The 14,103-nt window shown below is 71.3% G+C and carries 10 protein-coding genes; all 10 read right to left on the bottom strand.

Annotated elements, in window-relative coordinates:
• Positions 1 to 25: 25 nt before the first annotated feature.
• On the bottom strand, positions 26 to 1,120 hold the full coding sequence (locus tag ACFYMC_RS05835) for an FHA domain-containing protein (RefSeq protein WP_388519385.1): 1,095 nt from the start codon (positions 1,118 to 1,120) through the stop codon (positions 26 to 28).
• Between the two features lie 128 nt (positions 1,121 to 1,248).
• The gene (locus tag ACFYMC_RS05830; RefSeq protein ID WP_388519383.1) at positions 1,249 to 2,622 is read right to left on the bottom strand and encodes a hypothetical protein; all 1,374 of its coding nucleotides are present in this window, start codon (positions 2,620 to 2,622) and stop codon (positions 1,249 to 1,251) included.
• 124 nt (positions 2,623 to 2,746) lie between these two features.
• Complete coding sequence (locus ACFYMC_RS05825) at positions 2,747 to 3,958, bottom strand: PP2C family protein-serine/threonine phosphatase (RefSeq protein ID WP_388519380.1); 1,212 nt, start codon at positions 3,956 to 3,958, stop codon at positions 2,747 to 2,749.
• Between the two features lie 3 nt (positions 3,959 to 3,961).
• Complete coding sequence (locus ACFYMC_RS05820; protein ID WP_388519377.1) at positions 3,962 to 6,679, bottom strand: tetratricopeptide repeat protein; 2,718 nt, start codon at positions 6,677 to 6,679, stop codon at positions 3,962 to 3,964.
• Between the two features lie 130 nt (positions 6,680 to 6,809).
• Positions 6,810 to 8,084, bottom strand: a complete 1,275-nt coding sequence (locus ACFYMC_RS05815; RefSeq protein WP_388519792.1) for a hypothetical protein — start codon at positions 8,082 to 8,084, stop codon at positions 6,810 to 6,812.
• Positions 8,085 to 8,210: 126 nt separating this feature from the next.
• Positions 8,211 to 9,260: a glutamate ABC transporter substrate-binding protein gene (locus tag ACFYMC_RS05810; protein ID WP_388519373.1), complete on the bottom strand. Its 1,050-nt coding sequence runs from the start codon at positions 9,258 to 9,260 to the stop codon at positions 8,211 to 8,213.
• A gap of 7 nt (positions 9,261 to 9,267) precedes the next feature.
• Positions 9,268 to 10,758, bottom strand: coding sequence for a hypothetical protein (locus tag ACFYMC_RS05805; protein ID WP_388519370.1), 1,491 nt, complete (start codon positions 10,756 to 10,758; stop codon positions 9,268 to 9,270).
• A gap of 105 nt (positions 10,759 to 10,863) precedes the next feature.
• Positions 10,864 to 11,862: an N-acetylglucosamine kinase gene (locus ACFYMC_RS05800; protein ID WP_388519367.1), complete on the bottom strand. Its 999-nt coding sequence runs from the start codon at positions 11,860 to 11,862 to the stop codon at positions 10,864 to 10,866.
• Complete coding sequence (locus ACFYMC_RS05795; protein ID WP_388519365.1) at positions 11,853 to 13,124, bottom strand: 6-phospho-beta-glucosidase; 1,272 nt, start codon at positions 13,122 to 13,124, stop codon at positions 11,853 to 11,855. The genes ACFYMC_RS05800 and ACFYMC_RS05795 overlap by 10 nt, the downstream gene beginning before the upstream one ends.
• 124 nt (positions 13,125 to 13,248) lie before the next feature.
• On the bottom strand, positions 13,249 to 14,100 hold the full coding sequence (locus ACFYMC_RS05790; RefSeq protein WP_388519362.1) for a carbohydrate ABC transporter permease: 852 nt from the start codon (positions 14,098 to 14,100) through the stop codon (positions 13,249 to 13,251).
• Positions 14,101 to 14,103 lie beyond the last annotated feature (3 nt).

Below are 14,103 nucleotides of genomic sequence, written 5' to 3'. Positions count from 1 at the left end.
CGTCGGACCGTTTCCGTGCGGTGTCTCAGCCGCGTCGGATGGTGATCGTCGTCCAGGCGCCCACGTGGACCCGGTCTCCTTCGCGGAGCGGGATGGGCGTGTAGGGCTGGAGGGACTCCTCGCCCCCGTTGATCGTCGTGCCGTTGGTCGAGTTCTGGTCGACGACGGCCCAGCTGCCGTCGGGCTGCTGGACGAGTACGGCGTGCTGGTGCGAGACACCGGGGTCCTCCGGCGGCACCGACAGGTCGATGTCGGGGGAGGCGCCGGTGGAGTTGCGGCGACGGCCGATGGTGATCTGGCTGCCGGACAGGGGGAGCTGCTTCTCCGGCGAGTACGCGGGGAGGTTGAGCCCCGCGGCTTCCGGGCCGCTGCGCTGCATCATCGCCATGAAGTAGTCGCGGTCCGGGGCGATGGTGAGGTACCAGGAGCCTGGTCCGCCGCCGGCCGCCTGTCCGCCGCCCTGGTACTGGCCGGGCTGCTGGTGCTGGTGCTGGTGCTGTGGCTGCTGGTGTTGCTGGTAGCCCTGGTGCTGTTGGCCCGGGTGGCCCTGCTGCTGGGGCGCCTGGGTGCCGCCGGGCGGCGGGAGCATCCAGTCGTCGCCGAAGGTGCCGGCGCCTGCGTCGTGGTGCTGTGGGGCCTGCGGCTGGCCGGGGTGCCGTCCCTGCTGGGGGTAGCCGACGGGGCCGGGCTGTTGCTGGTAGGGCTGCTCCTGGGCCAGCGGCTCAGCCGGGCGGTTGAGCTGTGAGGGGCGTGAGCCCTGGTAGTCGTAGCCGTCCTGTGGGGGCTGCGGCTGCTGGGGGTAGCCGGCACCGGGCATCGGGGCGCGTCCGCCACCGGGGGGCGCCGCGGGGTTGTAGGCGGTGGCCGAGCGCGTGAGGAAGTTGTAGCGGCACTCTTCGCAGAAGGGCGCCATCGCCTCGCGGGGGGTTCGGCACTGCGGGCAGAGCTCGGCGGCCTGGGTGGCGTCGCCACCGGCCGGCGGGAACCCGTAGCCGTGTGCGGGCGGCGGGGTGGGGCCGGGCATGGCGCCCGCCGCCGCGCCCGTTCCGGCCATGCGATGGCCGCAGACCTCGCACCAGTCGTCAGCTCCCGACTGGTGTCCGTTAGGGCATGTCGGCATGTCGGCCCTTCCCCCTTCCTCTGACCGGCCCTAGGGCCGCCCACTTCAGGTGTTGCTCGGTTGTGCTGTGTTCTTGTCGCCTGCGAGTCGTGCCTGCCGGCTGGCGCCGGCTTGTGCTCGTACCCCGGTCACGTCTTCTTGACGCGGACGGTCTTGGTCGAGCGCGTTTCGAGGGTCATCTCGTCCGCGTCCGCAACCTTTGCCTTCAGCCGCACAGTACCGGTCGGGGCATCGACCACGTCGACTACCTTCGCAAGCAGTTTCGCAGTGTCCTCGTTGCCGGACACACTCGCCAACTGCACGGCTCGCCCCAGCTTGGCCGTGGCACCGTCGAAATCTCCCATTTTGCGGGCCTTGAGGCCGTCTTGGACGGCGGCGGCGAGCTCGGCCTGCCCTGTGTAATGCGCCACTTGAGCATGGATGGCGGTGGAGGCGGCGACGTCCTTCGTCCATACCGCGCGGACCAGTGCCCGGGACAGTACGACCGGTGCCCCGCCCACCGGGTCGGGGAGGATCAGAGAGACCCGGGCGGCGAGCATCTCCTGGCCGACCTCGGCCGCCGGCACCCGCAGGCTGAGGTGGTAGTCGCGGGACTCGTCCCCCCACGAGCCGGTCGGATAGTCGCCGGCGCGGGCACCGGCCGGGGTGCGCCGTCCGGTGAGGTCGACCATCGAGGGCGCCACCTGCTTGACGAAGGTGATCTCCGCTCCGACCGGTGTCCACAGGCGCAGCGCGACGTCCGCCACGGCCTTGTCCATCGCCCCTTCGATCATCTGCCGGAAATCCGCCTCCAACCCCGAGGGGTCGGCCACGATGTCGGCGGTGCCGAGCAGCGCGGTCGCGATGCCCGTGACCTCCTTGACCTCCCAGTCGGTGCCCACTCCGCGGGCGTCGCAGGTGAAGCGACCCGCGCAGGCGTCGAGCGCGGCCCTCAGCTCCTGGGGGGTCTCGTGCTCGTTGCGGCCGTCGGTGAGCAGGATGCCGTGCCGGATGCTCGATCCGGCGGTGTCCAGCAGCCGGTCGGCCAGCCGCAGCCAGCTTCCGATCGCCGTTCCACCGCCCGCCCTGAGGCGGAGCAGCGCCTGCTTGGCCAGGGATTTGGTCTCCTGGTCGGCGATCGCCAGCCGGCCGCCACCGGGGTAGACCTCGCGGGCCACGTGGGTGCCGTCCACCACTGCGAACTCGGTGCCGTCACGCAGGACGTCGACGGCGGCGGCGGTGGCCGCACGGGCGCCGCGCAGCTTGTCCGGCGGGTGGTCCATCGAGCCCGAGCAGTCGACCATGAGCACGACCGCCGCCGACCTCCGCGTCGGGCCCGTGCCGATCTCCTGCTCCGCGGGCCGAACTGCCGCGGCCATGGCCGCCCGGCCGCCTGCGGTCCCACCCCCGGTCGAGGTGACCGTCACGATGGCGTTGACCTCTCGGCCGCCCTCCGGAAGGAATTCGTTCTGGTACACCTCGACCGAGAAGCGCGGAGCGCTGGGCTTGGCGAAATTGGCCATGGAGCGGTCTCCTGGGAGCTGAGCGCCGGACTCCCGCTCATACGCAGATGATCCGGGCGCAGGCGGACGATCGCGGACGTGTACGGACACGGACAGAGGCGGGTCGTGGGGACCCGGCGGACGGTCAGGCCGATCCTGCCCCCGGCTGCGGTACCGCGAACGGGAGAACGGCCACTGTTACGTTGTCGTGGCCACCACCGTCCAGGGCGTGTCCCACGAGGAGTTGCGCGCTGTGCAGGGGCCGTCGGGCCGCGTCGAGGGGGAGCAGGCGCCCCATCTCCTCGGCCGACTCCGCGTAGTTCCACAAACCGTCGGTGCAGACCACGACCACGCCCGGTTGGTCCGGTTTGAAGGCGACGGTGTGCGGCTCCACCTCGTAGGCGTCGGCACCGAGCCAACCGGTGATGGCGTGGGCCCGTACGTCGGCGTAGGCCTCGGCTTCGCTCATCAGGCCGGTAGCGACCATCTGGGCCGCCCAGGAGTCGTCCTGCGTCAGCCGTGCCGGGGGGAGCGAGCGGTCGTCCGGGACCCAGTAGGCTCGGCTGTCACCCACCCAGCCGATGATCAACAGACCGCTGGCGACCACGGCACCGACCAGGGTGCAGGCCGGGGCGTTCTGCTGGCGGTGCGGGTCCTGCTCCACCTCGCCTCCCTGTTCGGAGGCGAGCTGGTTGACGGCTTCCGCCGCAGCCATGATCGCGTCGTGCATGGCCTGCTGGGGGTGACCGCCGTTGCCGAGGACCACCCGGAGCGCCTCCCCGGCCACCTCGGCCGCGGCCTCGGATGCCTCGTCGGGTCGGCTGGCCGAGGACACGCCGTCGCAGACGACCGCGATCGTGGCTGGTGAGCTGTCCGGCAGAGCGGTTTCCCGGACGGCGAAGCAGTCCTCGTTGCGGTGGTGGCGCAGTCCGCGGTCACTGACCGCCGCGACGCCTGCCAGTTGCCGCTCGAAGTGGTCCCGCTCGGGCGGCTGGGCGTGCCCGCAGCGTTCGCAGTAGCCCTCGGCGTCGATCCGGCCACCCCGGCAGGCAGCGCACACCGGTCCGTCGCCCGCCGGCGGGGCCACCGGCGGGGCCAGCGGGTACTCGTCCGGCATTCCGTAGCCCGAGCGTGGACCACCGTGGTGCCCGGCGGTCCCGAGGCCTTGGGAGGGCGCGGGAACCTGAGGTCCCGCGCCGGGCCGGCCCGCGGGTACGGGCGGCGGCACGAGGGGGGCGTTCTCAGGTGGCGGCGGCACGGCCGAGAGGTCGTACCCGCACACTCCGCAGTACCTGTCGCCCTGCTCCAGCGGCTCCTCGCAGCTGGGGCAGGCCGACAGTTGGTGCCTCTGCGCCATCACTCACACCCACGTCCGGGGACGGAAACGGTTGGCCCGCTCCACCAGTTCGATTCTCTCCTGGCCATGCTGCGCCAGCCTGGCCAGTACGCGGTAGGAGCGCTCCAGTCCGAAACGCAGCCCGCGCTCGTCAAGTTGGCTGCCGAGCAGCATGGTCGCTGCGGGGCTCGCACCCCGGCTACCGGAGAGTACCCAGTCCAGCGCGGAGCCCAGAACCTCGGTCACCAACCGCTCACGCCGCACCGTGTCCAGGCCGAACTCGCCAAGCGCCTCGACCTGTCCGGCCGCGGCAGCCAGTTCGAGCCCCAGCGCCTGCCCGGCGGGCCGCCCGCGCAACCGCGCACGCACCGCCGCGATGCGGGCCGCCGTGTAGTGGATGGAGGACTCCGGTACCGACTCCAGCGTACTCACCGCGCCGGCCCGGTCCCCCGTCGCCAGCTGGACCCTGGCGAGACCGAAGGCGGCGCTGACGAAGCCGGGGTCGGTCACCCACACCAGTTGGTAGTACTCGGCCGCGTTGTCCAGCTGCCCGAGGATCTCCGCGCACACCGCGAGCGCCAACTTCGGCGCGGGTTCGCCGGGGAAGGCGTCGTAAACCGCGTCAAAGGAGAGCGCCGCGCTCTCCCGGTCGTCGGTGACCAGTGCCAGCACACCGCGGGCCCACACCACCCGCCAGTCGTCCAGATGGCTCCCTTCCAGGCCCTGGAGGACCGCCAGGGCCAGGTCGGGCTCACCCCGCTCCAGATGGGCCCGCAATTCGCGCAGTCGCAGCTCGACCGAGTCCGTGGGCGCCGCCCGGAGCGCACCCACCAGCTCGGCCGGAGCGGAAGCCATGAGTCCGGCCAGGAAGCCCGCATTGGGATCCTGCGGGTCGACCAGCGGCGCCGGGAGGGTGAGCGCCGCCGAGCCCGCGTCGAGCGCGGCGAGATGGGCCGCGCCACCGTCCGGCACGGGGGCGCCCCCTCCCGCAGGGACGAGCAGCGCGGTGCCCGCGGTGCCGGCCCCGGGGCCCGACACGGCGGCGCCGTGCGCTGCGGTCGGGAGCGAGCGGTGTGTTTCGGTGGCGCCCAGCGGTGGCGCGCCCGGCGGCCCCACGATGCCCGTCGCCCCGAGGGCGGTGGCCATGCGCGGTGGCTCGGCGGGGGAGCCCTGGTGCACGGTACCGGCCGGCGGCCGGGCGCCCAGCACGGACACGTCCTTGACGGGGTCGGCGAACAGCTGGGTGTCCGCCACCTTGAGTTCGGGGCCGAACAGGCTGGACAGCTGCGGCCGTGGCCGGCCGCTCTGCAGGGCCACCACCTCCCGCAGCACCCCCGTCAGCTGCTCGGCCATCTCCTGCGCCGAGGCGAAGCGACGTGCCGGGTCCGGGTCGGTTGCCCGTACCAACAGTCGGTAGAAGGACTCGTACCGGCGGAAGACCTCGATGTGCTCGGGGTCCGGCAAGCTGTTGACGAAGACATTGGTGTACCCCTGGAAATCGAAGGTCAGGACCGCCAGCGTGCGCGCCACTGTGTAGAGGTCGGATGCCACCGACGGGCCGGCTTCGGCCACTTCCGGTGCCTGGTAGCCGACCGTGCCGTAGATCGCCGACTCCTCGTCGTCCATCCGTCGCACCGCGCCCATGTCGATCAGCTTCAGTTGGTCCTGCTGCTGGATCGCATTGTCGACCTTGAAATCGCAGTAGAGCAGACTCCGGCTGTGCAGGTGACCGAGGGCTTCCAGGGCCTCGATGCCGTAGGCGCAGGCCTGTTCCACCGGCAGCGGATCGCGCCGTCCGTCCAGGGTGCGCCGCGCGTTGGCTATCTCCTTGAGTGATTTGCCGCCCACGTACTCCATGACGATGTACCCGTCGAGCGAACCGGTGCGCTGGTCGAGATGTTCGACGAAGTTGTAGATCCGCACGATGTTGGAGTGCTCGATCTCCGCGAGGAACCGCCGTTCGGAGATCGCCGCCGCCATCGCGTCCTGATCCCCGGTGTCGAGCAGGCCCTTGAGCACCACCCAGCGGTCCGAGACCGCACGGTCCACCGCGAGGTACACCCAGCCCAGGCCACCGTGCGCGAGGCAGCCGGCCACCTTGTACTGGCCGTGCACCACGTCCCCGGCCCGCAACTTGGGCACGAAGGAGTAGGGATGGCCGCACTTGGTGCAGTAGCCCTCGGTGCGCCCGGGCCGGCCGCCCCGAAGGCGGCCCACTGGGGCCCCGCAGTCCGAACGGGAGCAGAACCGCTTGCGTTCCGGCACTTCGGGGTTGGTGAGCACCGCTGCCGAGGGGTCCGGGCGCGGCACCTCGGGTACTGTGACCAGACCGGCGCCCAGACGGTTGCGGGTCGAGGCGCTGGCGGCCGATCCCGAGCTGCGCACCGACACCGAGCGGGACGCACCGGCGCCGGACAAGGACCGTGACAAGCGTCCGGACACCGATCGCCGGGAAGTCGAGGAACGCGAGGACGAGGAACGGGCCGAGGTCGAACGCGCCGATCCGGAGCCGCCGTCCGACGACCCCTGCCCAGCCGGGCCGCTTGCCGAACCCCGCCCGGAGCCCCGGTCCGCCCCTGCGCCGTCCCGGCTACCGGTGACGCTGGTCGCCGGGGAGGACAGTGCGGCGCCCGCACCCGACACCGGCGCCAGACCGCAGGTGTCGCAGTACAGCTCTCCGCCGCCGACGTCCTCGTAGGCACCCCCGCATTCGGGGCTCACGCAGGCGCTCGTCCCGCTCATCGGGGCCCTTCCTTGATAGCCCCCGGCACCGGCCGGGGGTGGCAGACGACGAAACCTCCACGGGACGGGGCGCAGGGCCGAGGCGCGCCGTCCGGGCGGAATCCTGGGTCGCGCCCCGCGGTTCTGCGACTCATGGGCGTCCCCCGTCGTGCGGCGGCTCCCGGTCCGCGGGGCCGGACTGCCGGGGCACCAGTACCTCAGCGGTGGCCTGTTGGTAGCGCAGTACCGCCTGTTCGGCGGCCCGCAGGTCGCAGGGCGCGCTCCACAGCATCCGCCGGGCGATGTCATAGCGCTCGATCAACACCGGATCCTCCGCCATCCCGTGCCGGGCCACCTTCGCCCTGTACGCATCGAGGCGACCGCGCAGTTCGGCGCGGACCGCCAGTGGTGCGGTCACCGCCGTGAGCGAGGCTCTGGCCCGCTCCAGCTCGTTCTCCGCCTGTTCCTCCAGGGACTCCAAGAGCGGCGAGAGCCGGTGCCACTGGGAGCGGCGACGGTACTCCGCGGCTGCTGCCAGCCGTTCTTGGAGCGCTGTCGGCGGCCCACTGACCGCGGGCACCTCGGAGGCAGCGATCTTGGCGAGTACCTCACCGCGTGCCAGGCGGGCCTCTGCCAGCGTCCGGTCGGCTCGCGAGAGCACGTCCCGCAGGCCGATCAACCGCGCCTCCGCGTCCTGCCGTACCGCAAGCACCGCCTCGATCTCCCGGCGCACGTCTTCCAGGGCGCGCGCCGCCCGGTCGTACCGACTGGTGTCGCTCCGGCCGCCGCCCGGAGCGGAACTACCGGAGGCGGGAGCCCAGAAGGCCAGCGGATCGCTGATCACCTGGGCCCGGAGCATGGTCAGGTCCTCCGTGAGCGAATCGAGCCGGTCGCCCGCCGGGTGTTCGCCCGGGCGTACCCCCACCGAACGAGCAAGTGACCGGGTGCGGCGGAGCTCGGCGGCGAGCAGGTCGATCCGGGCGGGCAGCGTCGACCAGACGGCGTCGGCCGTGACCACCATGTCCAGCGAGCGCGCGTAGAGGACGTTCATCCGGGAGACCATCGCCTCAAGGGTGAACTGTTCCGCCAGCAGCGACCCTCCAGCGGTCGCCCCGCCGGCTACGGTCACACTGGGGCCGCGCAACTGCTCGGTCAGCTCGGCCAGGTCCTCCCGGGTGGGCCAGCGACGCCGTGACCGGATTGCCCGGGCTCGCTCCAGAGCAGCCGCGTAGGCGTCGAAACAGGACCACAGGGCGGCGATGTCCGCATCGGTGGCCGCCCAGCGCTCCCTGGTGACGCCGGTCAGTTCGGCGCCTTCGAGCAGCCGGCGTCCCGCGTGGTCCAGGAGCTCCAGGAGGGAGGTCTCGATCGCCTCGTGCTCCGCCCCCAGCCTGGCCAGCGCACGGTCGACCTCGTCCCGATCCATCACCGGGCGTGCCGGCCCGTCGGTCGAACCGGTGGAAGGTCCCGTGCCGCCCATCGATCACCTCTCCGCTCTGTCGACCCGTCCCGGCCGGCTCCGCCCCTCGCGGACTGCCCGGTGACAACCGTTTCAGCCCTCGCGGTACTTGGGTGCCGGTGGCCCGAGGACGCCAGGAAGATCGGCTTCCAGCCACTTACGGTAGGCCGTCATCCACGGGCTGCCGGAACCGCCCTGGCGGTAGCCGTCGAGCACCTTGTTGACCCGGCGCACCAGATCGGTGGCTCCCCGATTCATGGCCACACCGTAGAACTCCTTCGTGAACGGCACGCCCACCAGTTTCACTGAGGGGTCCTGGGCGGCCTGACCGGCTGCGAGGGCGTTGTCCGTGACGATCCCGTCGACTTCGCCGAGTTGGAGTCGGACCAGGCAGTCGAGCTGGTTGGGGACGGTGACGGAGATGTCCGCCCCGAAGGACTTCGCTCTGAGGGCCGCCTGAGCCGTGGAACCGTTCGCCGTACAGATCCGCTTGCCTTTGAGGGTGGCGTCGTACCCCTTGACCGAGGAACCCTCGGGCACCAGGACTTGTTGACCGGCTTCGAAGTAGGCGGTGGAGAAGGCCACATCCGCCAATCGCTCGCAGTTGATTGTCATCGTCCGAACGACCACGTCGACCCGGCCCTCCTTGAGCGCCGGTATCCGTTGGCTGGTGGGGATCGCCCGGTAGATCACCGCGTCCGGGTCGCCCAGGATGTCGGCGGCGATGGCCCGCACCAGGTCGATGTCGAAGCCTTCGAGGTGTCCGGTGGTCGGGTTGCGGTAACCCCAGCGGAAGCTGTTCTGGTCCACGCCCGCCACGAGTTTGCCCGCCGCTTTGATCCGGTCGATCGTCGCTCCGTCAGCGCTGGACGGCGCAAGGCTCGCCTCCGGATCCGAGCAGTTGTCGGCCCGGATCTGGGGGATGCTGGCCCGGCTGGTCTGGGCCCGAGAGTGCTGCTGTGCCGCGCCGGGGTGTCCGTCCGTCGATGCCAGCGGCAGCAGCACGGCGGCGATCGTCAAGAGGCAGGCGAGGGCCATTGCGGTGACCCCGCCCCAACCACGCAACCGGCGCGCAGAACCGAGCGGCTTCCCCGTCAGCTGCTCGCCGCGCGCCCCGGGCGCACTCGCGCTTCGCGTCAGCATCCGCATCTCACCTGTACTCCGAAAGCCGGCGCCCGATGCCCAGGAGTGCGGCCACCGCGCCCAGGACCGCCAGCACGGCGGCGCCGATGGCCAGCCCGTCCAGTGCCCGTCGACCGCCGTCGGCAGCCCGGGTGAATTCAGCTTGTTCGTGCTCCAGTGCCTGGTGGATCGAGGCGTCCACCTCGTCGAAGCTCTGGCCCGTGCTGTTCGCGCTGCCCAGGACCTTCTCCAGGGCGCCTTCGTAGTCGCCCTGGTTGTCGGTTTCCCTGGCCGTCCGATGCCGCTCCGTCCACTGGAGCACCCCGGCCGCCGCCCGTTGGACCGGTTCGCTGCCGGCCCGGTCGTCGGCGAGCCGTGCGGCTTCGGTCAGACCGCGCTTCAACTCCGCCATCGCCTGGGCGTAATTCGAGTCGTACTTGTCCGACTTGTTGTCCTGGGCGAGTACGGCGCCCCGCGCCACCAGGGTGAGGTTCTCGTTCGCCCGTGCCTGGAGGGAACTGATCCGCGCGTCGCTGAGCACCTTCAGCGACTGTTGTCCGTGGACGTGTGAGTCGGCGAGCCCGGCTCGGGCCACCGTGTGACCGACGGCCAGCCACAGCAGCACCACCGTCGCAGCGCCGGTGGCGGCCAGCAGCCCGGGGTTGAACACCCGGTGGGTGTGCCGGTACGTCCGCCGCTGGACCCACACCAGCACGGCCAGTGCGACCAGTCCCGCACCGAGTGCGGCCACCGGCCATGCCTTCGCCCCGTCGTAGTCCTGGTAGAGCCGGCGGGTCTCCGCCTCGTAGAGCCGTTGGGCGGCAGGCAGCAACTGGGTGCTCATCTGCTCGTTCGCGTACCGCAGGTAGGCGCCGCCCAGCGGCAGCCCCTGGCGGTTGTTGGCACGGGCCGCCTCGATCAGGCCCGTGTAGCGGGGCAGTTGTTCGTTGAGCCGGGCTATCGCCTGCCCCGACTCGCTGGAGCCGTCAGCGGTCGAAGCGGCCCGCACCAACAGTCGGGAGGCCATGGCGATGTCCTGCTCGTAGCGTTCGCGGACTTCTCGCGGTTCCTGACCGCCGATGAGGAAGCCGCTAGCGGACGCCGTGTCCGCGTCCGCCAGGGAGCGGTAGATGTCCGCGGCGTCGGCGCTGAGTGGTTGGCTGCGGCCCACCACGTCCTCGGCGGCTGCCGCCCGGTCGGTGACCTGGTAGGCGGTCACCACCCCGAAGGTCAACAGCAGGCCGGCGACGACCGCGCCGATGATCCGCAGCCGCCCGGGTTCGGTAGTTGCCGCGGCTCGAAGCCGGTCCACGCCCTCCGCCCAGGCGGTCCGCCGTGGTGGACCGGCCGCCGCGGGCGGCGCCGCGGCGCCGGCGGCCCCGCTGCCCGGCTTGCTCAGCGTGCTCGATGCGTTGGTCACCTGACCTCCCCCTCGGTCGCGGACGGTGGGCGGGCCCGCCGCACCGGGGGACGGGTCCCCGGCCAGCAGTATGGCCGTAGAGATCGCCGACGGCAGCATCAATGACCGGATCTCCGGTTCCGCCGGTGGGATGCGGCGCCCCCGCCCGTCTATACGTCGGGACGCTTCCTTCCGGTTCCCGCGCCTGCCCGCGATCGGGCAGCGTCAACCCCCGTAGTGGCGGCGCACCCTGCGGTGTGCGGCGCGGTCCGCGTTCAGGGCGTCCAGGCCCAGCAGCGCGGCCCCGAGCACCGGTGGGGCGGTGACCACCGAAGGCTGGGCCAGTGGTGCCTGTTCGGCTAGGAGGCGCTCCACCCGCCCATTGAGTTGCGGGTGTTCGGCCGCCAGCACGCTGCCGCCGAGCACCACCGGTGCCGGTACGGTGAGCAGGCCCAGTCGACGCAACGCGACCACGGCCAGCGCCACCACCTCGTCGGCCATCCGCTCCACCAGGGAGTGGGCCACCGGGTCTCCGGCCGCGCTCACCGCGAAGAGCACCGGGGTGAGCTCGTGTCGTCGTCCAGGGGGGATCCGGCCCAGGTGAAACGCCTCGATCAGCGCGTACACCGAGTCCAGTGCGAAGTGTGCAGGCAGCGCCCGGGCCAGTTCGGTGTCCGCTCCCCGCCCGTCCTCGGCCCGGGCCGCGTACCAAAGGGCCTCTTCGGCCAGTCCGGCGCCGCCGCCCCAGTCACCGGAGAGTTTTCCCAGGGCCGGGAAGCGGGCGGTGCGTCCGTCCGGCTGCATTCCGCAACAGTTCACACCGGCTCCGCAGACCACGGCCACCCCGCGGGGTTCCTCCACGCCTGCCCTCAGCAGGGCGAAGGTGTCATTGCGTACGTCGACCGCTTCCGCCCAGCCGCGTTCCTCCAGCGCCTCGGTCAACTGGCGCTCCTCCACCGGCAGATCGACGTTGGCCAGGCAGGCGGAGAGATGTCGGGCCTTGGGCAGGCGGCCCAGGCCGGCGTCGGCAGCGGCGTCGCGGACCGCCTTCTCCAGGAGGTCCACTGCGGCTGCCACTCCGATCCGCGGCGGCTGGAAGCCGCCGGCCCGCGCGGCACCCAGCACCTGTCCGTCGCCACCGAGCAGTGCCACGTCGGTCTTGCTGTTGCCCGCGTCGATGGCCAGGACCGTGACCGGGCTGTTCTCCCGAACGGTCAGGCCCATGGCAGGTGCTCCCGGTTGTGGGCGACCAACCGGTCGGTGAGCGACTGTGCGAGGTCGTACTGGCCGACCAACGGGTGCGCGAGCAGCGCCTTGAAGACTCGCTCCCGGCCGCCGAGCAGGGCCGCCTCCAAAGCCAGTTCCTCGTACGCTGTGACGTGTGCGATCAAGCCCGCGTGTAGCGGGTCGAGCCGCGGCACCGGCAGCGGCCTGGCCCCCGAGCCGTCGATCTCGGCGGGAACTTCGATCACGGCCTCGTCGGGGAGGAAGGGCAGCGTGCCGCGGTTGTAGGTGTTCACCACCTGTACCGGGGAGGCGCCGGAGCCGTTGCCCAGGAGTCCGGCCGCCAGGTCCACGGCCGCCTCCGAGTAGAAGGCCCCGCCGCGGCGGGCGAGGAGATCCGGCTTCTCCGCCAGGTCAAGATCCCCGTACAGGGCCAGCAGTTCGGCTTCCATCGCGGCCACTTCGGCGGCCCGCGAGGGTTTGGTGCGCAGTTCGCCCACCACCTCGTCGTGGGCGTAGAAGTAGCGCAGGTAGTACGAGGGGACGACGCCCAGCTCTTCCAGGAGCCGTGTCGGTAGGTGCAGGTCCGCAGCGATCGCGGGGGCGTGTTCGGTGAGCAGCCGGGGCAGTACGTCCGCACCGTCGGGGCCGCCGATGCGTACTCCCAGTTCCCAGCTGAGGTGGTTGAGGCCCACGTGGTCCAGGTGGACCTCGGTGGGGGTCACGCCGAGCAGTGCCGCGAACCTGCGTTGGAACCCGATGGCCACGTTGCACAGGCCGACTGCTCTGTGGCCCGCTTGCAGCAGCGCTCGGGTGACGATCCCCACGGGGTTGGTGAAGTCGATGATCCAGGCGTCGGGGTTGCTGCGCCGCACCCGGTCGGCGATGTCCAGGACGACCGGGACGGTGCGCAGCGCCTTGGCCAGGCCTCCGGCACCGGTGGTCTCCTGCCCGATGCAGCCGCACTCCAGGGGCCAGGTCTCGTCCTGCTGCCGGGCGGCCTGCCCGCCGACCCGCAGTTGGAGGAGTACGGCGTCCGCGTCGGCGACGCCCGTGTCGAGGTCCGTGGTGGTCGTGATGGTCCCGGGGTGCCCTTGGCGGGCGAAGATCCGCCGGGCCAGGCCGCCGACGAGTTCCAGGCGGCTGGCTGCCGGGTCCACGAGGACGAGTTCGCTGATCGGCAGGGTGTCCCGCAACCGGGCGAAGCCGTCGATCAGCTCGGGTGTGTAGGTGGAACCGCCACCCACTACGGCGAGTTTCATCGGGTTACCTCCGGGGGTGCTCCGCACGGGCAGGCGGAGGGCAAACGGGTTGGAGTGCGCGGGCGGCTGACCGCCCGGGTGGGCCGTTGTGAGTCGGCCGAACGGTGGGGCGTGGGCGCTGGCTTCAGCCCTTCACCCCGGTCAGGGTGACACCCTCGACGAACGCCTTCTGAGCGAAGAAGAAGACCAGGATCACGGGTGCCATGACCAGGGCGGTGGCGGCCATGGTCAGGTTCCAGTTGGTGTGGTGCGCGCCCTTGAACGATTCGAGGCCGTAGCTGAGCGTCCAGGCGGCCGGGTTCTCGGAGGCGTAGATCTGCGGTCCGAAGTAGTCGTTCCAGAGCGCGAAGAACTGGAACAGCGCCACGGCCGCGATGCCGGGCTTGGCCATGGGGAGCACTACGCGCACAAGGGTGCGCAGTTCCCCGCACCCGTCCACCTTCGCGGAGTCCAGGTACTCGTTCGGGATGGTCAGCAGGAACTGGCGGAGGAGGAAGATCGAGAAGGCGTCTCCGAAGGCCAGCGGGATGATCAGGGGCCACAGGGTGCCCGAGAGGCCCAACTGCTTCGCCCAGAAGAGGTACATGGGGATCACGATCACCTGCGGTGGCAGCATCATCATCGCGATGACGAGCATCAGCGACAGGTTGCGCCCGCGGAAACGGAATTTGGCGAGTGCATAGGCCACTGGGATCGAGGACAGCACGGTCAGCAGCGTTCCGAGCCCGGCGTACAGCAAGGTGTTGCGCCACCAGGTGACGAATCCGGGTGCGTTCCAGACCTGCGCGTAGTTGCCCCACTCCCAGGTGCGTGGCCACAGCGAGCTGGTCAGCGCCTGTTGGTCGCTCATCAGTGAGGTCAGGAAGAGGAAGACGAAGGGGAGGACGAAGAACAGGGCCGCCGCCACGCCCAGCGTGTGGACGGCTATCCAGTGGAGCGCTGCGGTGCGCCGGTGTCGAGGAAGAGTCAGCGCCATGGT

The organism is Streptomyces sp. NPDC006879, from assembly GCF_042869595.1.
GTDB lineage: Bacteria > Actinomycetota > Actinomycetes > Streptomycetales > Streptomycetaceae > Streptomyces.
Note: the sequence above shows the minus strand (reverse complement) of the source record. Positions and strands in the feature narration are given on the sequence as shown.